General features: G+C 69.6%; 22 protein-coding genes. 4 read left to right on the forward strand and 18 right to left on the reverse strand.

The window, feature by feature from the left end; genetic code table 11:
- Positions 1-49: 49 nt before the first annotated feature.
- The 8 genes from V7E05_RS01910 to V7E05_RS01945 form a co-directional block, all read right to left on the reverse strand.
- A complete protein-coding gene (locus V7E05_RS01910) occupies positions 50-907 on the reverse strand; it encodes a DegV family protein (RefSeq protein ID WP_333617986.1) in 858 nt (285 codons plus the stop codon).
- Positions 904-1,539, reverse strand: a complete 636-nt coding sequence (locus tag V7E05_RS01915; protein WP_442891569.1) for a histidine phosphatase family protein — start codon at positions 1,537-1,539, stop codon at positions 904-906. Before V7E05_RS01915 ends, V7E05_RS01910 begins: the two co-directional genes overlap by 4 nt.
- A gap of 50 nt (positions 1,540-1,589) precedes the next feature.
- On the reverse strand, positions 1,590-2,048 hold the full coding sequence (gene rsfS / locus V7E05_RS01920) for a ribosome silencing factor (protein WP_333617988.1): 459 nt from the start codon (positions 2,046-2,048) through the stop codon (positions 1,590-1,592).
- A 7-nt stretch (positions 2,049-2,055) separates the two neighbouring features.
- Positions 2,056-2,817 (reverse strand): nicotinate-nucleotide adenylyltransferase, encoded by a 762-nt coding sequence (nadD, locus tag V7E05_RS01925; protein WP_442891570.1) that lies wholly within the window; start codon positions 2,815-2,817, stop codon positions 2,056-2,058.
- A gap of 148 nt (positions 2,818-2,965) precedes the next feature.
- Positions 2,966-4,432 (reverse strand): vWA domain-containing protein, encoded by a 1,467-nt coding sequence (locus tag V7E05_RS01930; protein ID WP_333617989.1) that lies wholly within the window; start codon positions 4,430-4,432, stop codon positions 2,966-2,968.
- A gap of 70 nt (positions 4,433-4,502) precedes the next feature.
- Complete coding sequence (locus V7E05_RS01935) at positions 4,503-5,384, reverse strand: AAA family ATPase (RefSeq protein ID WP_333617990.1); 882 nt, start codon at positions 5,382-5,384, stop codon at positions 4,503-4,505.
- 69 nt (positions 5,385-5,453) lie between these two features.
- The gene (locus tag V7E05_RS01940; protein WP_333617991.1) at positions 5,454-6,770 is read right to left on the reverse strand and encodes a glutamate-5-semialdehyde dehydrogenase; all 1,317 of its coding nucleotides are present in this window, start codon (positions 6,768-6,770) and stop codon (positions 5,454-5,456) included.
- A gap of 82 nt (positions 6,771-6,852) precedes the next feature.
- The gene (locus tag V7E05_RS01945; protein WP_333617992.1) at positions 6,853-8,775 is read right to left on the reverse strand and encodes an FAD-binding dehydrogenase; all 1,923 of its coding nucleotides are present in this window, start codon (positions 8,773-8,775) and stop codon (positions 6,853-6,855) included.
- Between the two features lie 182 nt (positions 8,776-8,957).
- Here V7E05_RS01945 and V7E05_RS01950 point away from each other — a divergent pair, with 182 nt between their 5' ends.
- Both V7E05_RS01950 and V7E05_RS01955 read left to right on the forward strand, forming a co-directional pair.
- The gene (locus tag V7E05_RS01950) at positions 8,958-9,557 is read left to right on the forward strand and encodes a hypothetical protein (RefSeq protein WP_333617993.1); all 600 of its coding nucleotides are present in this window, start codon (positions 8,958-8,960) and stop codon (positions 9,555-9,557) included.
- On the forward strand, positions 9,550-10,398 hold the full coding sequence (locus V7E05_RS01955; protein ID WP_333617994.1) for an SMP-30/gluconolactonase/LRE family protein: 849 nt from the start codon (positions 9,550-9,552) through the stop codon (positions 10,396-10,398). The genes V7E05_RS01950 and V7E05_RS01955 overlap by 8 nt, the downstream gene beginning before the upstream one ends.
- A 185-nt stretch (positions 10,399-10,583) precedes the next feature.
- On the opposite strand, the gene V7E05_RS01960 is transcribed toward V7E05_RS01955, so the two are convergent.
- The 7 genes from V7E05_RS01960 to ndk all read right to left on the reverse strand — a co-directional run bounded on the left by V7E05_RS01960 (position 10,584) and on the right by ndk (position 19,134).
- A complete protein-coding gene (locus tag V7E05_RS01960) occupies positions 10,584-10,871 on the reverse strand; it encodes a hypothetical protein (RefSeq protein ID WP_333617995.1) in 288 nt (95 codons plus the stop codon).
- A gap of 8 nt (positions 10,872-10,879) precedes the next feature.
- A complete protein-coding gene (proB, locus tag V7E05_RS01965; RefSeq protein WP_333617996.1) occupies positions 10,880-12,022 on the reverse strand; it encodes a glutamate 5-kinase in 1,143 nt (380 codons plus the stop codon).
- Entirely contained in the window at positions 12,019-13,482 is a 1,464-nt protein-coding gene (gene obgE / locus V7E05_RS01970) for a GTPase ObgE (protein WP_333617997.1), read from the reverse strand. The genes proB and obgE overlap by 4 nt, the downstream gene beginning before the upstream one ends.
- Positions 13,483-13,713: 231 nt before the next feature.
- Positions 13,714-13,977, reverse strand: a complete 264-nt coding sequence (gene rpmA, locus V7E05_RS01975) for a 50S ribosomal protein L27 (protein WP_333617998.1) — start codon at positions 13,975-13,977, stop codon at positions 13,714-13,716.
- A gap of 58 nt (positions 13,978-14,035) precedes the next feature.
- Complete coding sequence (rplU, locus tag V7E05_RS01980; RefSeq protein WP_333617999.1) at positions 14,036-14,341, reverse strand: 50S ribosomal protein L21; 306 nt, start codon at positions 14,339-14,341, stop codon at positions 14,036-14,038.
- Between the two features lie 296 nt (positions 14,342-14,637).
- Positions 14,638-18,270, reverse strand: a complete 3,633-nt coding sequence (locus V7E05_RS01985) for an Rne/Rng family ribonuclease (protein WP_333618000.1) — start codon at positions 18,268-18,270, stop codon at positions 14,638-14,640.
- Between the two features lie 453 nt (positions 18,271-18,723).
- Positions 18,724-19,134 carry a nucleoside-diphosphate kinase gene (gene ndk / locus V7E05_RS01990; protein ID WP_333618001.1) on the reverse strand — a complete coding sequence of 137 codons (411 nt, stop codon included), beginning with the start codon at positions 19,132-19,134 and terminating at the stop codon, positions 18,724-18,726.
- A gap of 115 nt (positions 19,135-19,249) precedes the next feature.
- Here ndk and V7E05_RS01995 point away from each other — a divergent pair, with 115 nt between their 5' ends.
- Together V7E05_RS01995 and V7E05_RS02000 are read left to right on the forward strand one after the other, a co-directional pair.
- Positions 19,250-20,314 carry a pirin family protein gene (locus V7E05_RS01995; protein ID WP_333618002.1) on the forward strand — a complete coding sequence of 355 codons (1,065 nt, stop codon included), beginning with the start codon at positions 19,250-19,252 and terminating at the stop codon, positions 20,312-20,314.
- 46 nt (positions 20,315-20,360) lie between these two features.
- Positions 20,361-20,780, forward strand: a complete 420-nt coding sequence (locus V7E05_RS02000) for a GNAT family N-acetyltransferase (RefSeq protein WP_333618003.1) — start codon at positions 20,361-20,363, stop codon at positions 20,778-20,780.
- Positions 20,781-20,792: 12 nt separating this feature from the next.
- Here the strand turns inward: V7E05_RS02000 and V7E05_RS02005 are convergent, their stop codons facing one another.
- The 3 genes from V7E05_RS02005 to V7E05_RS02015 form a co-directional block, all read right to left on the reverse strand.
- Positions 20,793-21,212 (reverse strand): DUF4233 domain-containing protein, encoded by a 420-nt coding sequence (locus V7E05_RS02005; protein WP_333618004.1) that lies wholly within the window; start codon positions 21,210-21,212, stop codon positions 20,793-20,795.
- Positions 21,209-22,846: a bifunctional folylpolyglutamate synthase/dihydrofolate synthase gene (locus tag V7E05_RS02010; RefSeq protein ID WP_442891571.1), complete on the reverse strand. Its 1,638-nt coding sequence runs from the start codon at positions 22,844-22,846 to the stop codon at positions 21,209-21,211. The genes V7E05_RS02005 and V7E05_RS02010 overlap by 4 nt, the downstream gene beginning before the upstream one ends.
- 182 nt (positions 22,847-23,028) lie before the next feature.
- Positions 23,029-24,582, reverse strand: a 1,554-nt coding sequence (locus tag V7E05_RS02015; RefSeq protein WP_333618005.1) for a class I tRNA ligase family protein, incomplete at its 5' end; no start/stop codon positions are given.

Genomic DNA, 24,582 nt, shown 5'->3' on the forward strand with positions numbered 1-24,582 from the left:
CACCTGGGGATGCCGTGCACGCCCCTGTGCACAGCCCTCCTACCGGGGGCTATTCGACCACGAGGTCCTCGGGGGAATCGCCGAATGACTCGCCCGGGGTGACCCACGGCAGCTGTGCGTCGGGGTCCTCGAGCGGACACACCGACACGGCCACGGCATTGTCCCCCACGTGCCACGCGAGCACAGGCTCGATCTCGACCATGAGCACGCGCTCGGGAAACGTCGTCTCCTTGCGGAATTCGAGCGCGAGCTGCTCGGCGGGCGCGGGCTCACCGGAATAGTGGACCGTCACGAGCGAGTCGCCGCCGAGCTCGTCGCGCACGAGCTGTCGCAACTTCTGTAGAGCCTTGGTGACAGTGCGTGTCTTCGCGGCCAGCGCGAGATTCCCCGCGCGCACGCGCAGCACGGGTTTGGTCGACAGCGCCCCTCCGAACAGGGCGAACGCCGCGCCGACGCGCCCGCCCCTGCGAAGCGAGTCCATCTTGTCCACGGCGATAAAGGTGCTCGAGGCCTTGACGATCCGCTCAGCCAGCGCCGCGACATCGGCGAGAGAAGCGCCTGCGTGGGCGAGCGCCGCGGCCTGCGCGACGGCCCCGCCGAACGCCATCCCAACGTTCTCCGAGTCGACCACCCGGACGCGCCCGCCGAAGGACGACGCGGCAAGGGTCGCCGACTCCCATGTCCGCGACAGCTTGCTCGCGAGGTGCACGGAGACCACGCCTGTCACGTCCTCTTCGGAGAGGAGGTCGCGGTAGGCGTCCTCGAGCTCGCCCGGGCCGAGCCCGGACGTCGCGGCGACCTCGCCTTCGTCGACGGTCTCGTGGAGCGCGAGCACGGTGATCCCCAGCGCCTCCACCCACGCTTCCGGCAGCTGGGACGCGGAATCGGTGACGAGGCAGACGCTCATCGCGTCTCCAGGTGCGGAGCGACGTTCCAGGCATCGAGGCGCCAGAGCACCGCGCGTGCCGCGTCGCCCTCGGGCGGCACCGCCGCATCGTCTGCGGGCGGGTTGTCGTCGGCGCGCGGATGCGAGGAGAGCTGCGCCCACGCAGTGTTCCCCAGGCCGTTGAAGAGGGCGAAGTGCGACACGGGGAGCTCGAGGAGCGCCGCCGTCAAAGCCGCGATCGCACCGCCGTGTGCGACGAGCACCACGGGGTGCTTGCCCCAGTGGTCGATCTCGGCGACCAACTCGTCGACGAGAGAGCGTGCGCGCCGTGCGACCTCGAGCCGAGTCTCCCCTCCCGATGGTCTCCACGTCGGCGTGCTGCGCCACACGCCGCGCGCGCCGGGCCATTGCTCGTCGACCTCGAGGTGGGACATGCCCTGCCACGTGCCGAGGTCGGTCTCGCGCAGCCGCCGATCGGGGTGCACGGGCAGGCCGGCGACAGCGGCGAGCTCCTCGGCGGTGACCATGGCGCGCGCCAGGTCAGAGCTGTAGATCGCCCGCGGGCCGCGCGGGGCGATCGCCTTCGCCGCCGCTGCGGCCTGCGCCCTCCCCCGCTCGGAGAGCTCGGTGTCGAGCTGGCCCTGCATTCGCATCGTGGCGTTGTAGTGCGTCTGCCCGTGGCGCAGCAGGATGAGGCGTCGGGTCACTGCGCCCCGCCGGCGTCACGGTTGGGCTCGACCGGGGGGAGCTGCGCGTCCTGCTCCTCGGACAGGCCCGTCCAGCTGAGCGGGCGCTCGGCGGACTCGATGCCCTCCACCTCGATCACCGGGCAGTCCTTCCACAGCCGGTCGAGGGCGTAGAAATCGCGCTCGTCGGCGTGCTGGATGTGGACGACGACCTCGCCGTAGTCGAGCAGCGCCCAGCGGCCCTCGCGCGTGCCCTCGCGCCGCAGCGGCTTGCTGCCGGCCTCGCGGAGCACGTCCTCGACCTCGTCGACGATCGACGCGACCTGCCGCTCGTTGTCCGCTGAGGCGATGACGAAGCAATCCGTGATGACGAGCTGGTCGGACACGTCGATCACCGTGACGTTCTCGCCGAGCTTGTCCGCAGCCGCGAGAGCCGCCTTCGTGGCCAGGTCGATGGCTTCCGGGGTCGCTGTCATGTTGTCACTACTCCTGTGCTGCGGGGTCGGTGGGCGTCATTGCGTCGGGCTCGGCCGTCGCCTTTGCGTTGCGGCTGTCGCCGCTCGGGGAATCCGGGCCGTTCGGGAAAACGGTACCGGTTCGCCCGTCTACATGCTCTGTCGCGGATGACGCCGGAGGTGTGGAGGCAAATGAGCCGTCCGGTCGCGTGGCGCTGTCCACGCGATAGAGATTCCGCTTCGAGATGTACTGCACGACCCCATCGGGAACCAGGTACCAGACGGGATCGCCGGCCGCGGCGCGGCGGCGGCACTCCGTCGAGGAGATGGAAAGCGCCGGAATCTCGACGAGGTGGATTCTCTCGGAGTCTATCTGCGGGAGATGGGAGGTGCTCAACTCGAATCCCGGCCGAGAGACGCCGACGAATGTGGCGAGGCGGAAGAGATCCTCCCAGCCGCGCCACGTGAAGATCTTCTCGAGGGCGTCGGCGCCGGTGATGAAGAACAGGTCGGCGTTCGCGTCCATTTTCGCCAGGTCCTCGAGCGTATCGAGGGTGTACGTGGGTCCATCGCGCTCGATGTCGACGCGCGAGACCGAGAAGCGCGGGTTCGAGGCCGTCGCAATGACGGTCATGAGGTACCTGTCCTCCGCCGGGGAGACGGACTTCCCCGTCTTCTGCCACGGCAGGCCGGTGGGCACGAAGACCACCTCGTCGAGGTCGAAGCGGTGCGCGACCTCGCTCGCGGCCACGAGGTGGCCGTGGTGGATCGGGTCGAAGGTCCCGCCCATGATGCCGAGGCGCCGCCGGCGCCGCTGCGGCACGGCGGAGCCCTGCGGCGCAGCAGAGCCTTGCACCGCAGGCGTGGCGTCTGGGGTGGTGGGCATGGCGGTGGTCCTCCGGTTCGGCCGTGATCGTGTGCGGGCGGCGGCGCCGCGGTTACACGGGGAGCAACTGGGAGACGACGGCGGAGAGCTGCGCGATGTTCCTGCACTCGTGCATGGGCACGAACTCGCCGTACTGCGCCGTCGCCGAATCCGAGGTCCCCCAGTATTCCTTCGGCTCGGGGTTGAGCCAGTGGACGTGGCGCGCACGCTCGGTGAGCAACTCGACCGAGGCCAGCGCCGGGTCGCGGTAGTTGTTCCTCGCGTCCCCGAGGACGAGCACCGATCCCGACGGGCTCAGCGTGTGCACGTAGCGCTCGGCGAAACCGCGGAAGGCGTGGCCGTAGTCCGAGTGCCCGTCATAGGTGACGATCTCTGCCTCGGACACCATCCGCGCCATCGCGCTGCCGAGATCGTCACCCGTGGCGAAGTAGTCGGTGACCTCGTCGACGGTGTCGACGAAGGCGAAGACCCGCACCCGGGAGAACTGCTCGCGGAGGCTGTGGACGAGCTGGAGGGTGAAGTGGCTGAACCCGGCGACGGAGCCGGAGACGTCGCAGAGCACGACGAGCTCGGGGCGCGCCTTGCGCGGCTTGCGCAGAATCAGCTCCATGGGGACCCCGCCGGTAGACATCGACTGGCGCATCGTGCGGCGCATGTCGATATCGCCGCGCCGGATCCGCTTGCGCCGCGCGGCGAGGCGGTTGCCGAGCTGGCGCGCGAGCGGGCCGACCTGACGGCGGAGCTTTTGCAGGTCGGCGTCGTTGGCGCGGAGGAAATCGACGTGGTCGGAATCGGGACCGACCGTCATCTTGGCGATGCGCTCGCGCCCGGCATGCTCCGCCGTGCGCCTCCGCACCTCGTCGGTGACCTGCTGGAAGAAGCCCTTGACCTTCTCGTTCGCACGATGCGCTGCCGCGGCCTTTTCCATAATCCGGCCGCTGCCGTCGGGATCGTCGGGGTCGGCGCCGAGCAGGCCGTCCATGATCCGCCGGGCGATCGACGAGGCATCGAGCTTGCCCAGCGTCTGGTAGCTGGAGAACGCCGGTCCCCGCGTCGAGTCGTACCGGCCCATCTGCTCCACCATGAGCTCGGCGAGGGCCTTGGCCTGGGCGAGGGACTCCGGGGTGTCCTGGGAGAGCAGGTCGACGATGAGCTCCTCGAGCGCCTTGGGATCGACCTTGCCGTCCTCACCCCGGGGAAGCTCGACGATCGGGGCGTCGTCTGCGTCCGCGGCGGCGCGGTAGCCACGCGAGGCGGGGAACCACAGGTCGAAGAGCTGATCGAAGATCGAGCGCTGGGTGGGCCTGCGGATCAGGGTCGCGGCGAGCGCCTCGCGCAGCGCCTCCCTGTCGAGGAGGTCGATCTCGAGCACCGCCGCGGCGGCGTCCACCGCCTCCGAAGGACCGACCGTGATCCCCTTGGAGCGGAGCGCCTCGACGAAGTCGACGAGGTGCCCCGACAGGCCGCCGGGCACGGGGCGCGCGTCCGCCGCGTCAGCCCCAGCCGATGTTGCCGCCATGTTCTGCTCCCCTCCCGGGTTCTCTTCCGTCGTGCTCTGGGTCTGGTGCGCGCCCGCCCGCGCCGACACGCTAGTTGACGCGCAGCTCCACCGCGGCGCGGATCTGGTCGCTGTGATGCTTGAGCACCACGCCGAGGGTCTCCGAGACCGCCTCGTCGTCGAGCGTGTCGAGGCCGAGGGAGACGATGGTCCGCGCCCAGTCGATGGTCTCGGCGACCGAGGGCACCTTCTTCAGCGCCATCGCGCGCAACAGGCCGACGGCGCGGACGACCTGCTCCGCGAGACGGTCGTCGAGCTCGGGAACGCGGGCGGCGAGGATCTTGCGCTCGCGCTCCGGCGTCGGGAAGTCGAGGTGCAGGTACAGGCAGCGCCGCTTGAGCGCCTCGGAGAGCTCGCGGGCCGCGTTCGACGTGAGCACCGTGAAGGGGCGGCGGGTCGCGGAAATCGTCCCGAACTCCGGGATGGTGATCGCGAAATCGGAGAGCACCTCGAGGAGCAGGCCCTCGATCTCCACGTCCGCCTTGTCCACCTCGTCGATGAGCAGCACAGTGGGATCGGAACGCCTGATCGCGGTGAGCAGCGGCCGGGACAAGAGGAACTCCTCACCGAACACGGAATCGCGCGTGGCGTCCCAGCCCTCGCCCTGCCCGGCCTGGATGCGCAGGATCTGCTTGGCGTGGTTCCACTCGTAGAGCGCGCGGGCCTCGTCGACCCCCTCGTAGCACTGCAGGCGGATGAGCTCGGCCTCCGTCGCCGCCGCGACGGCGCGCGAGAGCTCGGTCTTGCCCACGCCCGCGGGCCCCTCGATGAGCAGCGGCTTGCCGAGCCGATCGGCGAGGAAGACCACCGTCGCCGTCGCGCGGTCCGCGAGGTAGCCGTGCTCCTCGAGTTTGGCCATGACGTCGTCGATGCTCGAGAACAGTGCGGGCTGGGTCCGCCGTGCGCGATCCATGTGGTTCTCCATTCGAAATATGTTGCTCGGGCGGGCGTCTTCGTCGGCCCGCTCCGCGGGATCCGTCTATCAGGGGCGGGCGTGCCCGCGCCCCGTGGCGATCCACTTGGTGCTGGTGAGCTCCTGCAGCCCCATCGGGCCGCGGGCGTGGAGCTTCTGGGTCGAGATGCCGATCTCGGCGCCGAAGCCGAATTCCTCGCCGTCGGTCCACGCGGTCGAGGCGTTGATCATCACGGCCGCCGAATCGACCCGCTTGGCAAAATCCTGCGCGGCGTCGATGTCCTTCGTGGAGATCGCCTCGGTGTGGCCCGTGCTCCAGCGCTCGATGTGCTCGACGGCACCGTCGAGACCGTCGACCACGGCGAAGGCGAGGTCGTTGGAGAGGTATTCCTCTCCCCAATCCGCGTCGGTCGCCGGGACCATGCCCTCGCGGTCCCCGTGGAGCACGATTCCGCGCTCTCCAAGCTCGGTGGCGATGCGCGCGATGGTGTCCTCCCCCAGCGCGCTGTCGACGAGCACCGTCTCGGTCGAGTTGCACACGCTGCAGCGGCGGGTCTTGCCGTTGACGACGAGCTCGATGGCCTCCTCCACATCCGCGGCGGCGTGGATGAAGTGGTGGCAGTTGCCGGTACCCGTCTCGATCGCGGGGACCGAGGCGTTCTCGACGACGCTGCGGATGAGACCGGCGCCGCCGCGCGGGATGACCACGTCGACGAGGCCGCGCGCCTGGATGAGGTGCGTGACCGAGGCGCGGGACTCGCTGGGCAGGAGCTGGACGACATCGGCGTCCATGCCGAACTCGCTGAGCACGCCGCGGAGCACCGCGACGAGCGCCTCGTTGGAGCGCCGCGCCGACCGCGAACCGCGCAGGAGGGCGGCGTTCCCGGATTTGAAGGCGAGGCCGAAGGCGTCGACCGTCACGTTCGGGCGCCCCTCGTAGATCATCCCCACGACGCCGAGCGGGACGCGGACCTGTTCGAGCTTCATGCCGTTGGGCAGAGAATTCCCCCGAACGACCTGGTCGAGCGGATCCGGAAGCGCGGCGACCTGGCGGAGCCCACCGGCGATGCCGAGGATCCGCTCCGGGGTGAGCCGCAGCCGATCGAGCATCGCCGACTCGGTGCCCTCTTCCTCCGCCGCGTGCAGGTCCTCCTTGTTCGCCGAGATGAGCCCGGCCTCGGCGGCCTCGAGTGCATCTGCGGCGGCGGAGAGGATCTCGTTACGCAGCTCTGTCGAGGCGAGCGCGAGCGTGCGCGAGGCCCGGCGCGCCGCGCGTGCGGCGGACTGAACTGCTTCGCGCAGCGCGTCGCCCTCGGCCGACTCCGTGGCGGCGCTTCCGTTTGAGCCAGCTGCGGCCGTCGAGACTTCGGTGTTCGTCGCGGTCATGGGTGCCATCCTACGGCTCGCCGCCGCAGTCCGGGCCCGCGAGTTCCCAAGTCGGTTCCGGCACCATCCGGCTAGTACCCGACTAAGACCTCGCCACCGCGCGCCCGGCGCGCATCCCCGAGAAGATGCAGCCGCCGAGGAACGTCCCCTCGAGCGAGCTGTAGCCGTGCACGCCGCCGCCGCCGAAGCCGGCGGCCTCGCCCGCGGCGTACAGCCCGGGGATGGGCTCGCCATCGGCACCGAGGCACCGCGAATCGAGGTCGGTCTCGAGGCCTCCGAGGGTCTTGCGGGTCATCAGGTGGATCTTCACGGCGATGAGCGGGCCGCCCTCGCCCGCCCAGGAATGTGTCCCCGCTCCCGAATCCTTGAGCAGTTTGTGCGGCTTCGCGATCCGCGCGAGGCGATCGGTAATCACCCTGCGGGAGTTGTGGATCGCCTGGACCTGGGCATCCTTGGCGAAAGGATTGTCCATTTGCCCGTCGATCGCGAGTACGTGCCGCCGCACGTCCTCGACTTCGAGCGTGGGCTCACCGGGCTCGAGCAGGCCGTTCATCTTCGCCACGAGATCCTCGATGGTCTCTGCGGTGACCCAGTCGGGGCCGTTCTCGACGAATCCCTCGACACCCGGCGGCATCCCCTCGACGATCCGCCCGAGCATCTTCGACAGCTTCTTCGAGGTGATGTCCGGGTTCTGCTCCGACCCCGAGAGCAAGTACTCCTTCGCCGCGATGGCCTCGTCGAGCACGAACCACGAGTAGTGGTGCCCCGTGTCTGTGATCGCCCTGGTCGAGGCCACGGTGTCGAAGCCCGGGAAGAGCGGTATCGGCATGCGTTGGCCGAATGCGTCGAGCCATATAGTCGAGGGACCGGGGATGATCCGGATGGCGTGCCGCGGCCACACGGGGGCGAAGTTGCGCACGCCCTCGGTGTAGTTCCACATGCGGTCGCGGTTGATAGCACGGGCACCGGAACCGGCGGCGATGTCGATCATTTTGCCGTCGACGTGCTCGGGGACTCCGCTGATCATCCTGCCGGGCGCGGGACCGAGCCGCTCGGTGGGCCAGAGTTCGGCGACCTTCTCCGGGTTGCCGCCGATGCCGCCGGAGGACACGAGGACGGCCGCCGCGCGAAACTCGAATTCCCCGACCTCGGTGCGCGGTGACGCGACGGAGCGGTCGAGCTCGTCGCACGGCGAGAGGACGGCCCCGGAGACGCCCACGACCACGCCGTCATCCAGCAGGAGCTCGCCCACCCTGTGCCGGAATCCGAATCGCACGAGCCCGCGCGCTGCGGCTTCGCGTACGGGCTCCTCGAAGATGCGGACGACGTCCGTGCCGGTGCCCTTCGAGACATGGAAACGGGGCACGGAGTTGCCGTGCCCCTCGGCGTCGCCGGATCCGCGCTCGGCCCAGCCGACGGTGGGGACGAAGCGGAGGCCGAGATCGTGCAGGTACTGCCGCTTCTCGCCCGCGGCGAAGGCCACGTATTCGCGGGCCCAGCTGCGCGGCCACTCGTCCTCCGGGCGGTCGAAGGCAGCGGAGCCCTGCCAGTCCCGCCACGCGAGGTCGAAGGAATCGTGGATACCGATGTGTCGCTGCTCCGGCGAATCCACGAGGAACAGCCCGCCCAGGGACCAGTACGCCTGCCCGCCGAGGCTGTTCTCGTTCTCCTGGTCGAGCACGAGCACGCGCTTGCCCGCCTTCGTCGCCTCGTATGTGGCGACGAGCCCAGCGAGTCCTGCCCCGACCACGATGAGGTCCGGCACGAACTCCGCCGACTCGGCACCGCGGCACTTCTCGCCGTCGATGCGCGGGAGCGGCCCCGCGTTGGCGGCGGTGCTCCGCGTGGTCTCGACGTAGGCGGCGTATTCCGGGGCGGTCGGACGCTCGGCGAGGAACTCATCGTATTGCTCGGCGTTGTGCTTCCGCTGCTCGTCCGTGGGGCCAGTGGATGACGCCGAAAGTTCCGCCCTTGGCCGGTCGTTCGCGTTCTCGCTGCTGCTCATTCCCCCATTGTTCCCGCGCGCCGCGATCCCCGGCAGCTGTTCGCCCGTAGTGGGGTCAGGGAATGATAGCGAACTCGGTCAAGTCCCTCTCCCGGCTGCCGCGCTGCTGTAGCTTGTCCGAGCATGGACATGCGCTGGGTCGGGGTCGCCCTCATAGGAGCATTTATACTGCTCTGGGCCTCGTGGGCGGTCTCGTCCGGATACCTTCTGCCACCGTCCTCGGCATCGCCGAGCTCGCGGTCGGCGTCGCGGCGCTCGAGAGCCTCCTCCCGCTCTTCCGCCGCATGCGCCTGTTGCGGCGCGCTGTTGGGCCGCAGCCCGAGCGCGAGGCGCGGAACCGTTCGGCCGGGATCGTCACCCTAGTCGCCATCGTCGCCGAGATCGTCGCCCTCCTCGTGGCCATTCGCCTCGTCGCGCTCGTCGACCCCGAGCTCATCCAGCCGACAGTAGCGGCCGTGGTCGGCGCCCATTTTCTCGTTTTCTGGTTCTCCCGCTCGACCGCTTCTCCGCTCCATTTGTGGATGACGGCGCTCGGCCTGGCTATCGGCGTGGCCGGGATCGCCGCGGTGCTCGGCGGTGCGCGGCCGGCGCTCGTCCACAGCATGGTCGGGCTCGCCATGGCCGGGGTGACGATCGCCTACGCCTCCGACTTCGTCGTGGCGCTGCGGTCGGAGGAGGCCCCACTTATGGCTCCGCGGTCCTCTACCGCGGGCGCCGAATTCGCGCGGTCCGCGGGCAAGGACGCGGACATGGACACGGCCAAGGGAGGAAACAATGCTTGATCGCTTCCACGTACTCGTCCGAGGACTTCCCTTTGCCGAGGGCGTCCGATATTCCGGGGGCAGCGTGTGGTTTTCGGACATGTACGACCGCACGGTCCACCAGATCGACGCACGTTCCGGCGAGGTGCTCCGCTCGATCCGGACCCCGGATCGCCCCTCGGGACTCGTCCTCCTGGGCGATGGCGTCGTACTCGTCACCCAGCAGGTCTCGCGCAGCATCGCGAGGATCGACCACAACGGCCGCGTCTCGACTTTCGCCGATCTCTCTGCGATCGCCGAATGGCATGTCAACGACATGACCGAAGCTCCGGGCGGCGGGGTCTACGTCGGCAACTATGGCGGCGCCTCCGCGCCACCCGCTCCCCCGCACCCGGCGGCGCTCGGACGCGTCTCGGCCAAAGGCACGGCAACCGTCGCGGCGGAGGGCTTGAACTTCGCCAACGGCATGGCCCTTGTCGACGACGACACCACACTTCTCGTCGCAGAGACCCGCTCGACGCCGCCGCGAATCACCTCCTTCGCGATCGGCCAGAACGGTGCGTTGTCCAGGCGCGAACCTTTCGCCGAGTTCTCGGGGACCCGCATGCCGGACGGCATCGCCGCGCTACCAATCGGAGAGGTGCTCGTCGCGATGCCTTTCGCGTCCGAGATCGTGCTCCTCGACCGGAATGGTTCCATCGCTAGAACCTGGGAGACAGGCAGCCTGGGCATGCCCTTCGCGGTGGCCGTCGATCCGGAATCGCGGACTGGCTTTGCCGCTGTTTCCGGCTCATGGGAAGAAGAGGCCTGTCTCGCGTCGCGAGACTCGGCGATAGTCGCCTTCCCACTGGACTCCGCGTAGCTAGCACCGGCCAGCCGTTCTTGCCGTTCTTGCCTTTCTTGCCGTGAACGATCTCGACCACGGATCTCTTACGCGGGGCACGAGGGGCGGCCATAGGGCACCAATCAACAACAAAAGTAGAGGCGCTCAATTGGCTAGCCTGGCCCTCGCCCTCGTGCACGGTTCGGCGCATTCCCTGCCCTTCGCTAGGCGTCCAAGCCGGCAAGCGACGTGGCCATGCCGAACACGATGAGGACTAGCATCGCGAAGGCAAGCACGACACCGGCGGTAACCAGGGCGACACGGCGATGGCCCAGGCACCAAGCCCCGACCCCCGCAACGGCGAGACCTGCGACGACGACGGGTAGGAAAATAGCGGACCCATACACCCGCGTCGGAAAAACGATGGCGGACAGCCAGTTGAGAACCGCGCCGAGCACGACTCCGGAGAAAACGAGGCCGAGTCCACCGAGAATTCGAAGGAACCTGTCCATCGATTCTCTTAGACCACCACGAGGTCGTCGGCGTGGACCAGCGGCCGCCCGAGGCCGTCCTTCTCGGTCGCGGCACGCCGAAGCTCGAGCAGTTCCCGAAGCTCGGTGGCGTCGTAGCCCGCGATCCCGCGGCCGACACGCTTCCCCCTCGCGTCGAGGAGTTCGATCACGTCGCCCTTGAAGAAGCCGCGCTCGACGCCGGAGATTCCGGCTACGAGGAGCGAGCGCCGCGGCCCCGCGGAGATCGCGGACACGGCGCCGTCATCGAGCGTGACCGAGCCCGTGGCATCCGCAACGTGCCTCACCCAGAAGCGGCGAGCAGACATCCGCTCTGGCCTCGGCTCGAAGACCGTCCCGCCCGAGAATCCCGGCGCCACCGCGGCGCCGGCGAGTTCGGCGCTCGTGAGCAGCACGGGCACGCCGGCATCGGCCGCGAGCTTTGCGGCGGCGAGCTTAGAGGCCATGCCTCCGGTGCCGAGCGCGCCGCCGTCACCTGCCTCGACATCGGCGAGCGGATCGTCGCGCCCGACGAAGGAGATCCGCCGGGCACCGGGCTCCACCGGGTTCCTGTCGTACATCGCGTCGACGTCGGAGAGGAGGATGAGCGCATCCGCGGAGAGCAGGTGCGAGACGAGCGCGGCGAGACGGTCGTTATCGCCGAAGTGGAACTCGTATGTCGCGATCGCATCGTTCTCGTTGATGATCGGCACGATCCCCAACGTGCGCATCTTGTCGAGCGTCCGCTGAGCGTTGCGCGCGGTGTCGCGGCGCCCGATGTCCGTGGCCGTGAGCAGCACGAGGCCGGTGGTGCGGCCGTGGCGCGCGAAAGCCTCTCCCCATGCGCCGGCGAGCTCCGCTTGGCCCACGGAGGACACGGCCTGCTTCGATGCGATGTCGCGGGGGCGCCGCTCGAGGCCCAACGGCGCCATGCCCGCGGCGACGGCGCCGGAGGACACCATAAAGACGTCGGAGCCCGCCGTCATGCGCGCTTCTGCCGCATCGGCGAGAAACTCGAGCCGGTCCCGGTGCACACCCGGGCCCACGGAGGCAATGGCGGAGGACCCGATCTTTATGACGACGCGCTTCGCCGTCGCCAGGCGGTCGCGCAGCTCCGCCTCGCGGGAATCGTCGCGCGAACCGGCGGAACTCACTCGGTGGGCTCCTCGTCGGGATCGATGAGCCCGCGGCGGACGTACTTCTGGTACTTGCGCTCGGCGGCGCCGACGCGCTCGCTCCCCTCGAGACGCACATCGGTGCCGCGACCCGTGCGCCGCAGGTCGACACCGGCGGGCGTCGAGGGCTCCCATTCGAAGGTCACCTCGCCGATGGTCACGTCGGTGCCCTCGACCGCGCCGGCCGCGAGCAGCGCGTCCTCTACGCCGAGGCGAGCGAGGCGGTCGCCGAGGAAGCCGACGGCCTCGTCGTTCTCGAAATCGGTCTGGTTGATCCAGCGCTCGGGCTTCTCGCCGAGCACGACGAACGCGCCCGCGTGGTCGGGATCCTTGGTGATCCGGAACTCGGGGCCGCCCTGGGCCTTCGGGCGAATGACTGTGCGCGCGGGCTCCGGCGCAGGCTGGGACTGACGGAACTCTCGGACCATCTTGTAGAGGCCGAAGCGCAGCTCGTCGAGGCCGAGGTGCGCGATCGCGGAGATCTCGTAGACGGGCCAGCCGCGTTCGGCGAAGTGCTCGCGCACCATCTCGGCCATCTCGCGCCCCTCGGGGATGTCGATCTTGTTGAGCACCACGACGCGCGGGCGCGCGGCCAGGTCGCCCAACCCGGTGTCCTCGGCGATCGCCGAGGTGTACGAGGCGAGTTCGTTCTCGAGGGCCTCGACGTCCGAAATCGGATCGCGGTCGGACTCGAGCGAGGCACAGTCGACGACGTGCGCGAGCACCGCGCAGCGCTCGATGTGGCGGAGGAAATCGAGGCCGAGGCCGCGACCCTCGGACGCCCCGGGGATGAGGCCGGGGACATCGGCGATGGTGAACGTGTCGTTGCCCGCGGTGACCACCCCGAGGTTGGGCACGAGGGTGGTAAACGGGTAGTCGGCGATCTTCGGCTTGGCGGCGCTGAGCACCGAGATGAGCGAGGACTTGCCCGCGGAGGGGTAGCCGACGAGCCCCACGTCCGCGACGGACTTGAGCTCGAGGACGAGATCCTTTTCCTCGCCGGGCTCGCCGAGGAGCGCGAAGCCGGGCGCCTTACGCGCGCGGGATACGAGCGCCGCGTTGCCGAGGCCGCCCTTTCCGCCCTTCGCGGCGACGAAACGGGTACCGGCGCCGGTGAGATCGGCGAGCATGGTGCCGTCCTCGTCGAAGACCACCGTGCCGTCGGGCACGCCGAGCACGAGGTCCTCTCCCCTGGCGCCGCTGCGGTTGCTGCCCTCGCCCTGTCCGCCTCGGCCGGCCTTCGCGTGCGGGCGGAAGTGGAAATCGAGGAGGGTGTGGACCTGCGGGTCGACCTCGAGGACCACCGAACCGCCGTCGCCACCGTTTCCGCCATCGGGCCCGCCGAGGGGCTTGAACTTCTCGCGGTGCACAGACGTACACCCGCGCCCGCCATCGCCGGAGGCGAGGTGCAGGACGACCCTATCCACGAATCGCGACATCGGCACGGTCTCCTTCGGCTCTCGGGCGCAGGTGTTGGGATGGTTGTGGAACGGCTCGTTCCTTACGGTACGGCTGCCAGGTGACTACCGGCGCCGCGACGAGGCCAGGCGGCCGCGGCAGAAATGCCGCAAGGGCGAACAGCGCCCGAGTGCGCAGTTCGCCCTTGCGAATACCGCCCCTGCATCGTTCCCTGCAAGGGTAGGTGACGTCGGCCGGTGGCCGCCCAGGCCTTAGGCCTCGACGTCCGCCGCGACGATGTTGACGGTCTTGCGGCCGCGCCTGGTGCCGAACTCGACGGCGCCGGCGGAGAGGGCGAACAGCGTGTCGTCGCCACCGCGACCGACGTTAACGCCCGGGTGGAAGTGCGTGCCGCGCTGGCGGACCAGGATCTCGCCGGCGTTGACTTCCTGGCCGCCGAAGCGCTTGACGCCCAGGCGCTGGGCGTTGGAGTCGCGACCGTTACGCGAGCTGGATGCACCCTTCTTGTGTGCCATGACTGCTTCTCCTTGAGTGGAAAGCGCGCCCATCGGGGCGGCTAGAGGTGTGGCGGCCTTACTTGATCGAGGTGATCTTGAGGACCGTGAGCTTCTGACGGTGACCCTGGCGCTTGTGGTAACCGGTCTTGTTCTTGAACTTGTGGATCCGGATCTTCGGACCCTTGGTCTGCTCGACGATCTCGCCATTGACGGAGATCTTCTCGAGGGCGTCGGCCTCAGCGGTGACCTTGGCGCCGTCGACGACGAGGACGGCCGGGAGCGACACAGTGGCTCCGGCCTCGCCCTCGATCTTCTCGACCTTGACGAGGTCCCCTTCGGCAACCTTGTACTGCTTGCCGCCGGTCTTGACGATCGCGTACATCGGAGGGCTTCCCCTTGCTTCTCGGTGATGATGACTAACTGCTTGGCTCATGCTCGGCGCGAAGGCGGGCCCTTGATGGGGAACTCTCCTCCGCTACCCGGCACTCGCGCGATGGGCGGCCCCGGGGTTGTCCCCGCGGGATCGCGATTGTCGGCGGTGTGCCTGGCGGCAGCGCGCAGCGCGCCGCATGAAGCGACTTGTTAAGGCTACTCGGCCGCTTATCGCGGGGTCAAACCGGCGCCGACCGGCCGTGCGCCCCTCCCGGGGCGCACGGGTCCGGCCTGCTCCGCAGCCCGTTAACCTGCTTCTCCCGCGGGACGGCTGGCGGTGCGCCGCGTGCGGCGCTTCGGCTTGTTGACGACGGCCAGCGATTCCGTCTCGGCCGGCACGATCGTCTCCGATCCCGTGAGCTCGGTGACGCTCCCGGTTGCCGCGCCACCCGACACCGAGACCTCGTGGGTCTCCCGGACCGCCGGGCCGCTCCCTGCCGCGGGCGCGGCATCGGCAGCGGAGCTCAAAGCCGCTCCCGAAGAATCAGACGGTGCCGACAATGCCGACGGTGCAGAAGCCGTGGCCTCGGCCGCGCCCGCGCTTCGGGTCGCTCGGCGGCGGCCCCGGCGCTGGGGCTGCTCGGTGTCGTGGTGTTCGACCGCTAGATCCGCCGCGTGGACCTCGGGCGCCACCGGATCGTTGGATCCGGCCTTGGCGCCTGCCATGGCGTCTGCCGTGTCCTTATCCTCCGACTTTGCCTTTGCCTTAGACGTGGACTTCGACTCGGTCTTCGCGTCCGCCTTCGATCCGACCTTCGCCTCAGTCCCCTTCTCGCCGCCCTCGGCAGTGGGCTCCTCGGCACGGACGATCCGGCGCCGCGCCCGCTTCCGCGGCTGCGGCGCGAGATCCTCCGCTGCCTCCGCGACGTGCGCCGTGGAGTCCGTAGACTCGCGCACCGCCTCGGCGGCCTCGTGCGCGGGGTTGTCGCCCTCACCCTGTAGGTCGGCGGCGACATCCGCGGTCGACACGGCAGCGTCCGCGGCGCCGGACGCTCGGCTCGAGGACCGGCGGGAGCGGCGACGTCCGGAGCGCTTGGGCTCCCCGCTATCCGCCGAACCTCCCTCGGCGCGATTGTCGCCGGCGGCGGAGGAGCTGCGCTGTCCGCCGTCATCGCCGGAGGTCGACCCGGTATCGGCGCCGGTCCCGCCTTCGTTCTCTTCCTCGCCCTTCGACATGGCGAGGATCATCGGGTGGGCGGACGGGCTCGGCCCGTCCTTCTTCTCGGCCTTGTCGGTGTTCTTGCCTTCGCCCTCGGAATGCCCGCCACGGGAATCTTCGCGGCCGGAGCCGCCACGGCCGCGGCCCTTGCCGCCGCCCTTACCGTGGCCGCCGCCGTTGCCCCCGTCGTCGGACGTAGCCGAGTAGAGCACCGGGTCCTCGCGCAGGATTATCCCGCGCCCACTGCAATGCGTGCACGACTCGGAGAATGCCTCGACCAGGCCGGTGCCCAGCTTCTTGCGCGTGAGCTGCACGAGCCCCAGTGAGGTGACCTCGGAGACCTGGTGCCGAGTCCTGTCCCGGCCGAGCGCCTCGGTGAGCCGCCGGACCACGAGGTCCTGGTTGGCCTCGAGCACCATGTCGATGAAGTCGATGATCACCATGCCGCCGATATCGCGCAGCCGGAGCTGGCGCACGATCTCCTCGGCGGCCTCGAGGTTGTTGCGGGTCACCGTCTCCTCGAGGTTGCCGCCCCGACCGGTGAACTTGCCGGTGTTGACGTCGACCACCGTCATCGCCTCGGTGCGATCGATGACGATGGTGCCGCCGCTCGGCAGCCACACGGTGCGTTCGAGGGCCTTGTGGATCTGCTCGTCGATCCGATAGACGGAGAAGACGTCGAGATCGTCGTTCTCGAAGCGCTCGAGACGGTCCTCCATTTCCGGGGCGAGCTCGGAAACGTACTCGTGGACGGTGTTCCACGACTTCTCGCCCTGCACGACGAGCTTGGAGAAGTCCTCGTTGAACAGGTCTCGGACGACCTTGACGAGCAGGTCGGGCTCCTCGTAGAGAGTCCTGACGCTGCCGCCCTTGCCCTTCTGGAGACGCTCGGCCTCCGAGGAGATGTTCTCCCACTTGGACGAGAGCCTCTCGACGTCGCGGCGGATGTCCTCCTCGGAGACCCCCTCGGCGGCGGTGCGGATGATCACGCCGTTCCCTGCGGGCACGACGGACTTGAGGATCGCCTTGAGTCGCTTGCGCTCGACATCCGGGAGCTTGCGCGAGATCCCGGTCGAGCTGCCGCCCGGGACGAACACGAGGAAGCGGCCGGCGAGGGAAATCTGCGTGGACAGGCGCGCGCCCTTCTGCCCCACGGGGTCCTTGGTGACCTGCACGAGGACCTGGTCGCCGGGGTGCAGCGCCTGCTCGATGCGGCGGGCCTTGCCGCCGAGGCCGGCGGCGTGCCAGTCGACCTCGCCGGCGTAGAGGACGCCGTTTCGGCCGCGGCCGATGTCGATGAACGCGGCCTCCATGGACGGGAGCACGTTCTGCACGCGGCCGAGATAGACGTTGCCCACCATGGAGCGCTGCGCCTCGGTGGTGACGAAGTGCTCGACGAGAACCTTGTCCTCGAGGACGCCGACCTGGGTCAGGGTTCCGCTGCCGTCGTGGCGCTCGCGCTCGCGGACGACCATGACCCGGTCGACCTCCTCGCGCCTGGCGAGGAACTCGGCCTCGGAGAGGACGCCGTGACGGCGACGGCCGTCGCCACCCGGGCGGCGACGACGCCGCTTGGCCTCGAGACGCGTCGAGCCCGAGATGCTCTGGATCTCGTCGTCGCCGGTGCCTCCGGAGCTGCGCTCGCGGCCCCCGCTCTTCCCGTCGCTCTTGTTCTCGTTGCGCGAGGTGTCCCCATCGGAGTCGCCGCCGCTCTTGCGCCGCCGGCGGCGTCGCCTCCGGCTCGAGGAGCCCTCGGGGCGCTGCTCGGAATCGTCGGAGTCCGACTGCTCGTCGTTACCGTTCCCGTTGCCATTGCCGTTGCCGTTGCCACGGCCGCTGTCGTGCTGGTCGTCGGCATCCGAGTTCGCGTCGGAGCCGGAGTGGGAGTCATCCGACTCGCTGCCGTCGGCGCCGCTCTCCTCGCCCCGCGCAGAGTCCTCGCCGCGGCCCCGGCCGCGCCCGCGGCGCCCCCGGCGGCGGCGACGGTTCGATCCGTCGCCGTCCTTCTCGTTGCCTTCTCCGGCGTCGGCACCTGTCTCGGTGTCGTCCTCATCGTCTCGGCCCGGCGAATCCTCGCCGGTGACGGTGATGACGCTGATTCCGTTGTCGTCCTGCGCGCGCTCCTCGCCCGGTGTGAGGAACAGCGGCGAGAATCCCGGAACGGACTGCGGGCGCTTCCGCCCTCGTCCTCCCCGGCCGCCGCGGCCGCGCTCCTCGGCGGCCCCGACCTCGCCGGTGACGATCGAGAACCCCGAGTACGAGGAGCCCTGTTCCTCGGTGGTGTCCTCGCTGTTGCCTTTGGCGGTCTTTTCGGCTGTGTCTTCGGCAGTGGCGGCGGTGACTTCTTCGGCCTCGGTGGCTGCAGTGTCCGCGTCGACCTCAGCCGCCTCCGGCGCCTTCTTCGCCGTCCTCCGGCGGTTCGACCGCTTCTTCGCGGGGGTCTTCGCGGCCGCTTCGGCGGACTCGACCTCCGCCGTCACGATGGCGGGTTCTTCCGCTGCGGGCGCTTCCGTGCCCGCCTCGCCCGGACCGGCGGCGAGCACGGTGAGCTGCTCGCGGGTCACGCCGCTCTGGGCGCTCTTGAGCTCGATGCCGCGCTCGGCGAGCGCCGCGATGAGTTCCTTGCTGGCCAGGCCCAGGGCCTTGGCTGCGACGTATGCGCGCATCTTCTCCGGCAATGCCTCGATCTGCGCGCCAGTCGCGATTGTCGTCTCCGACACTCGGTTCTCCTTATAGCCCGACCGAACCGGGCATTTGTTCTCGCGCCGGGCGCTACCGAGGGCGCAATCGCATCCCCCGGCGCCGCCGCACGGCACACTTTGTCTTTTGCGTACGCCCCGCCTCGCGGGGCGATCCCACGCAGGGCAGCGCCTCGGTCCCCTCGAGCGAGGGGCCCCGCGCGCACCGTCCACGCGGAAAGTCTTCTCGTGTCCGCCACGTGCGAACGTTCCGATTGTCGCACATGGCGAACGGCAAACGCATGCCGAATACCTGAGGATCGATGCCCGCTCCGCTGAGGCGCAGACGAGGAAGACCCGGGTGTGGCGGCGCGTATGTGACGGCGCGGGCATGGCGTCGCGAATATGACGAAGACCCCGGGGCGCGGGCCGCCGGAATCCGTGGCAACCGCACCCCGGGGTCCGGGGAGGGCTCGATGAGTTGGTGGTTCCGGGCTAGAGCTCCGGGAACCAGAGGGCGATCTCTCGCGCCGCGGACTCCTCGGAGTCCGAGCCGTGGACGAGGTTGAACTGGGTCTCGAGACCGAAATCGCCGCGGATCGAGCCCGGGGCGGCCTTCTCGACGGGATCGGTGCCGCCCGCGAGCTGGCGCCACGCCTCGATCGCGCGCGGCCCCTCGAGCACGCCCGCGACCACGGGGCCCGAGGTGATGAACTCGAGGAGGCTCCCATAGAACGGCCGCTCGGAATGCTCGGCGTAGTGCTCGGCGGCGGTCGCCTCGGGCACCTGGCGGAGATCCATGGCCACGATCTTCAGGCCCTTGCGCTCGATGCGGTCGACAATGGTGCCCACGAGTCCACGCTGGACGCCGTCGGGCTTGATCAGGAAGAAGGTACGCGAAGTCACGTCCGCCATCGTACAAAATGCCAACCGGGTCTCCCGAGGTCCGATACCGACCGCGCCTACCATGGCGGCGGAACGGAGTAGGGACACGACGAAGGGCCCTCGGAAGGAGCGCGAAATGAGCAATGTCGAGGACCGTCCCGAGGAGATCGTGTGCCGTGCGGGAGGAGACGCGGACGACGACAGTGAGGCGAGTGTCCGCGCCGCGGGCGGCGTCCCGGTGGAGATCCTCAGCTCCCGCGAGGTCCCGCTCGGTGGGCCCCGGGCGATGCTCGTACGCCGCACACTCCCCCAGCGCCGACGTTCGCTCATCGGCGCGTGGTGCTTCGCCGACCACTACGGGCCCGAGGACGTCTCCACCTCGGGCGGGATGGACGTCGCGCCGCACCCGCACACGGGGCTACAGACGGTGAGTTGGCTCTTCGCCGGTGAGATCACGCATATCGACTCCGGTGGGAACCGGGGCGCCGTCCGCCCGGGAGAGGTCAATCTCATGACGTCGGGCGGCGGGATCTGCCACTCGGAGACTTCCACCTCCGATACCTCGATCCTCCACGGCGTGCAGCTCTGGCTCGCGCTCCCGGACCCGGCCCGCGAGGAGGCTCCCCGGGCGTTCGAGCATTTCGTCCCGCCCGTTACCCCGCTCCCCGGCGGCGAACTCCTCGTGTTCCTCGGCGAGCTCTCCGGCGCGGAGAGCCCCGTCGACACGTTCACCCCGATCCTCGGGGCGGAGCTGAGGGTCGACCCCGGGGCGACCGTGGAGCTCGCCGTCAGAACGGAATTTGAGCACGGGTTCCTCGTGGACTCCGGGGATGTCGAGATCGAGGACGTCGCCGTCCCCGCCGCGGCGCTCGCCTACACCGGGATCGGCGCGGAGCGGATCTCCATCCGCAACCGCGGGGACGATCCCGCCCGCATCGTGGTCCTCGGCGGAGAGCCCTTCCCCGAGGAGATCATCATGTGGTGGAACTTCGTGGGCCGCACCGGGGAAGAGATCCTCGCCTTCCGCGAGCAGTGGCAGGAACGCACCGAGCGCTTCGGCGAGGTCGAGGGGTATGTCGGGCACGGTGGCCCGGGGGCGAACGCGCAGGGACAATCGTGGCTGCCTGCGCCGGAACTTCCGCTCTCGCACTTCAAACCGCGGAAGAACCCGCCACCACACGCGCGGCCGGATCACGACTGAGCCCGACGAGTCCTACAACGGGAGTCCTACAACAGGAGGAACAACGATGTCCGACAGCGAGAATCGGAACGACCTACGGGACAAGACCGGCGTGCGTGTGGAGGTCTCTGACGACTCCACGCGCGGCGCCTTCGCGATCACGATCGCCGAGGGTGATGACTCCGGCGAGGTCGCCGGAAGAACCTACTACATCGATAGAGGGGAGGACCGGATCTTCTTCCACACCGTCGTCGACGAACGGTTCGGTGGCCGCGGACTCGGCACGATCCTCGTCCGCGAGGCGCTCGAGGCAACGCGCGAGGCCGGCGGGGACGGCGATAACGGAGTGCGCACCGTCGTCCCGATCTGCCCGATGGTCGCGGGGTACCTCGAGAAGCACGGCGAGGAGTTCGCCGCCGAGGGCGGTCGCGTACGCGCCCCGCGCGACGAGGACACCGCCGCGGTGCGCGAGCGGGCTCGGCGCTAGCTTTCGCGCCTTCTAGTCGTGCTGGCTGCCGAGGTAGCCGCCGCGAATCCGCGAGCGCAGCTGCCCACGCAAGTAGAGCAGGTAGAGCCAGACCGCCAGGAAGATGACGCCGACGATCGACATCGACGGGTGGACGAAGAAGCCGATGGCGACGAGCGCGGCGAGGCCGAGATCGACCGGGATGGCCCACGGCTTCTTCTGCACGCCGCACGCGAGAATCATCGCCAGCGAGATGGCGACGATGTAGACGGCCTTCCACCAGCTCATGTGCGCGCCGCCATCGACGCGCGCGACCACGGTGAGCACGAGCAGCACGACGATCGCCTCGAGCACGAGGGTGCCCGAGCACACCCCGCGGAATCCCTTCCACGGATCGTTGCTCGGCTCGTGGCCGGCGCCCCGGGGGCCGACGTTCTGCTCTGCCTGGCTCACTGCGGGTCCTTTCCGAATGTTGCGCGGGCGGCGCCCGCCGTGACCACGGAACCGGTGACGATGATGCCTTCGCCGCCCGTGGTCTCGTCCTCGCCGGGGTTCGCCATGCCGATGAGGTCGATCGCGAGGTCGATCGCCTCGGTCAGGGTGTCGCCGGTGCTCACGCGGTCCGGCCCGAAGATCTCCTCGGCGACGAGCGCGAGCTCGTCCACGGCGATCGCGCGCGGCGACTGGGTCTGTGTCACGACGATCTCGGAGACCAGCGGCTCGAGCTCGCGGAGGAAGCCGCGGACGTCCTTGCCTTCGAGCATCCCCACGACGGCGACGAGCCGCTGGAAGTCGAACTCGTCGCGGAGCGCACCCACGAGCGCGCGGCCACCCTGCGTGTTGTGCGCGGCGTCGATGAAGATCGACGGCGACTGCGAGATGCGCTCAAGCCTGCCGGGCGAGTCGACGGCGGCGAAGCCGGCGCGGATCAATTCGATATCGAGCTTTCGGCCCTGCCCGGCGCCGAAGAACGCCTCGACGGTGGCGAGGGCGAGGGCGGCGTTGTGTGCCTGGTGCGCGCCGAAGAGCGGCAGGAAGATCTCCTCATACTCGCCGCCGAGCCCGCGGAGCGTGACCATCTGCCCGCCGACGGCGACCGAGCGCGACTCGACGTCGAATTCCCGGCCCTCTCGCGCTACCACGGCGCCGACCTCCTGGGCGCGCCGCAGCAGCACCTCCTCGGCCTCGGGCTCCTGCCGAGCGAGGACGGCGATGGACTCGCGCGCCTCGAGCAGATCCCCGGCGTCGAACTCCGGGCCGGCGATGATTCCCGCCTTCTCCCCCGCGATCTCGGCAATGGTGTCGCCGAGGTAGTCGGTGTGGTCGAGCCCGATGGGGGTGACGACGGCCACCGCGGGCACCACGAGGTTCGTGGCATCCCAGGTGCCGCCCATCCCGGTCTCGATCACCGCGACGTCGACGGGGGCATCGGCGAACACCGAGAACGCGAGCGCGGTGACGACCTCGAAGTAGCTCATCTTCGGCCCGCCGCGCTCCTCGGACCAGCGGTCGACGATCTCGACCATGGGCTCGATCTCGCGATACGTCGCGGCGAAGGTGCCCGGGCTCACGGGCTCGCCGTCGACCGCGACCCTTTCCGTCACCGACTGGAGGTGCGGGCTCGTGGTCCGCCCGGTGCGCTGGTGGAGCGCCCGGAGGAGCGAGTCGACCATGCGGGCGACCGAGGTCTTGCCGTTGGTGCCGGCGATGTGGACCACGGGGTAGGCCCGCTCCGGGGAGCCGAGCAGGTCGAGGAGGCGCTCCATCCGGTCGAGCGAGGGCTCGATACGCGACTCCGGCCAGCGGGTCGCGAGCACCGCCTCGACGGCCTCGAGCTCGGCGGCGCCGGCGGCGCTCGCCGGGTCGCGGGTGTCGATCCCGAGGGCCGCGGCCTCCGGCGAGGCCTGCCCGGCGGGCACGCCGAGACGCTCCTCGTCCGGGTCGATGCCCTCGGCGTAAAGCTCGGACTCGCGGCGAGCCTCCTCCTCGGCGAGATCGTCGGCGTAGAGCCCATCGCGGGCTGCCTCGTCCTCGAGCGGCCCGGAGAGCGGCACGAGGTCGTTCTCGGCGCTCTTCTCGTCGACCATGTCGGCGAGGTCGGCGTCGCTCAGCTCGTCCCACCCGACGTTCGGATCGTGCGGCGGGAGCCAGCGGTGCCCGCTCCGCGACTGCTGCCAGTCGAAGCCATCTGCGTCGAAGCCGTCTGGATCGAAGTCGTCTGGGTCGACACCGTCGCTGTCGCTACGCCCCGGCCGGGGTGAGTCCGTGCTCATTTCCTTGGCAGCCCTTCCAGACGTGCGGTGATGCGCTCGACTTCGGTGCGGGCGAGCTCCTGCCTGTTGCGGATCTTCTCCACGACGTGGTCGGGGGCCTTCGACAGGAACGCCTCGTTGCCGAGCTTGGCGCCCGTGGTCTCGAGCTCCTTCTTCGCGCCGGCCAGGTCCTTCTCGAGGCGCTTTCGCTCGGCCTCGACGTCGATGGCATCGGAGGTGTCGATGTCCACCGCCACCGTGCCGCGCTCCAGGCGCACCTCGATCGAGGCGGTCGAGGAGAACGAATCGTCGTCCTCGGTGAGCCGGGCGAGAGAGCGGACCTCGCCGAGCATCGACTCGGCATCGGCCTCCGCCGCGCCGCCGAAGCGTGCGGGGACCTTCTGCCCCGGCTTGAGCCCCTGATCGGAGCGGAAGCGCCGGATCTCGGTGATGAGCTTCTGCGCGTCGGCGACCCGGCGCACCGAGTCCGCCGCGGCTTCGGCGTCGGCGAGCGGCTCAGCGTCCGGCCATGCGGCGACGACCACCGATTCACCGCCGGTGAGCGCCTTCCACAGCGCTTCGGTGACGAACGGCATGAACGGATGGAGGAGTCGGAGCACCGCGTCGAGGACGTGGCCGAGCACGAGGCGCGTCGAATCGGCGCCCTCCCCGGCGAATTGGACCTTGGCGAGCTCGAGGTACCAGTCGCAGAGCTCGTCCCACGTGAAGTGGTAGAGCGCCTCGCAGGCCTTGGAGAACTCGTAGGCGTCGAGCGAGGAGTCCGCCGCGGTGCGCACCTCGCCGAGCCGCTGGAGGATCCAGCGGTCGGCGTCGGAGAGCCCCGCCGTATCCGGGAGCTCGCCGACCCGCGCGCCGTTCATCAGCGCGAACTTCGTGGCGTTGAACAGCTTAGTGGCGAAGTTCCGCGAGGCCTGCGCGTGGTCTTCGCCGACGGAGAGGTCGCCGCCGGGGGCAGCGCCGCGGGCGAGGGTGAACCGGAGGGCGTCGGCACCGAAGCGCTCGACCCAGTCGAGCGGGTCGATGCCGTTGCCCTTGGACTTACTCATCTTCTGCCCGTGCTCGTCGCGGACGAGCCCGTGGAGGAACACGTCGCGGAACGGGACGGTGCCCGGGAGCCGTTCTGCGCCCGAGAGCTTCTGCCCCGCGAAAGTGCCGAACATCATCATCCTGGCGACCCAGAAGAAGAGGATGTCGTAGCCGGTGACCAGCACGGACGTCGGGTAGTACTTCTCGAGGTCCGTGGTCGACTCCGGCCAACCCATCGTCGAGAACGGCCACAGTCCCGAGGAGAACCACGTGTCGAGGACGTCCGGGTCCTGCTCGTAGCCCTCCGGGGCCTCCTCGTCGGGGCCGACACAGACGATCTCCCCTTCGGGGCCGTACCAAATCGGGATGCGGTGGCCCCACCACAGCTGGCGCGAGATGGTCCAGTCGTGCATGTTGTCGACCCAGTCGAACCAGCGCGGCTCCTGGGAGGACGGGTGGATCACGGTGTCGCCGTCGCGAACTGCGTCGCCCGCCATCTTCGCGAGCTCGGAGACGCGCACCCA

Origin of the sequence: Dietzia sp. (assembly GCF_036741115.1) — a bacterium.
In the GTDB taxonomy this organism is placed as follows: Bacteria; Actinomycetota; Actinomycetes; order Mycobacteriales; family Mycobacteriaceae; genus Dietzia.

What these genes read in the sequence shown, in the direction of transcription:
- V7E05_RS01910 (WP_333617986.1), bottom strand. Translation starts at nt 907, where the DNA reads ATGAGCGTCTGCCTCGTCACCGATTCCGCGTCCCAGCTGCCGGAAGCG.
- V7E05_RS01915 (WP_442891569.1), bottom strand. Translation starts at nt 1,539, where the DNA reads ATGCGAATGCAGGGCCAGCTCGACACCGAGCTCTCCGAGCGGGGGAGG.
- rsfS (WP_333617988.1), bottom strand. Translation starts at nt 2,048, where the DNA reads ATGACAGCGACCCCGGAAGCCATCGACCTGGCCACGAAGGCGGCTCTC.
- nadD (WP_442891570.1), bottom strand. Translation starts at nt 2,817, where the DNA reads ATGGGCGGGACCTTCGACCCGATCCACCACGGCCACCTCGTGGCCGCG.
- V7E05_RS01930 (WP_333617989.1), bottom strand. Translation starts at nt 4,432, where the DNA reads ATGGCGGCAACATCGGCTGGGGCTGACGCGGCGGACGCGCGCCCCGTG.
- V7E05_RS01935 (WP_333617990.1), bottom strand. Translation starts at nt 5,384, where the DNA reads ATGGATCGCGCACGGCGGACCCAGCCCGCACTGTTCTCGAGCATCGAC.
- V7E05_RS01940 (WP_333617991.1), bottom strand. Translation starts at nt 6,770, where the DNA reads ATGACCGCGACGAACACCGAAGTCTCGACGGCCGCAGCTGGCTCAAAC.
- V7E05_RS01945 (WP_333617992.1), bottom strand. Translation starts at nt 8,775, where the DNA reads ATGAGCAGCAGCGAGAACGCGAACGACCGGCCAAGGGCGGAACTTTCG.
- V7E05_RS01955 (WP_333617994.1), top strand. Translation starts at nt 9,550, where the DNA reads ATGCTTGATCGCTTCCACGTACTCGTCCGAGGACTTCCCTTTGCCGAG.
- V7E05_RS01960 (WP_333617995.1), bottom strand. Translation starts at nt 10,871, where the DNA reads ATGGACAGGTTCCTTCGAATTCTCGGTGGACTCGGCCTCGTTTTCTCC.
- obgE (WP_333617997.1), bottom strand. Translation starts at nt 13,482, where the DNA reads ATGTCGCGATTCGTGGATAGGGTCGTCCTGCACCTCGCCTCCGGCGAT.
- rpmA (WP_333617998.1), bottom strand. Translation starts at nt 13,977, where the DNA reads ATGGCACACAAGAAGGGTGCATCCAGCTCGCGTAACGGTCGCGACTCC.
- rplU (WP_333617999.1), bottom strand. Translation starts at nt 14,341, where the DNA reads ATGTACGCGATCGTCAAGACCGGCGGCAAGCAGTACAAGGTTGCCGAA.
- V7E05_RS01995 (WP_333618002.1), top strand. Translation starts at nt 19,250, where the DNA reads ATGAGCAATGTCGAGGACCGTCCCGAGGAGATCGTGTGCCGTGCGGGA.
- V7E05_RS02000 (WP_333618003.1), top strand. Translation starts at nt 20,361, where the DNA reads ATGTCCGACAGCGAGAATCGGAACGACCTACGGGACAAGACCGGCGTG.
- V7E05_RS02010 (WP_442891571.1), bottom strand. Translation starts at nt 22,846, where the DNA reads ATGGTCGACGAGAAGAGCGCCGAGAACGACCTCGTGCCGCTCTCCGGG.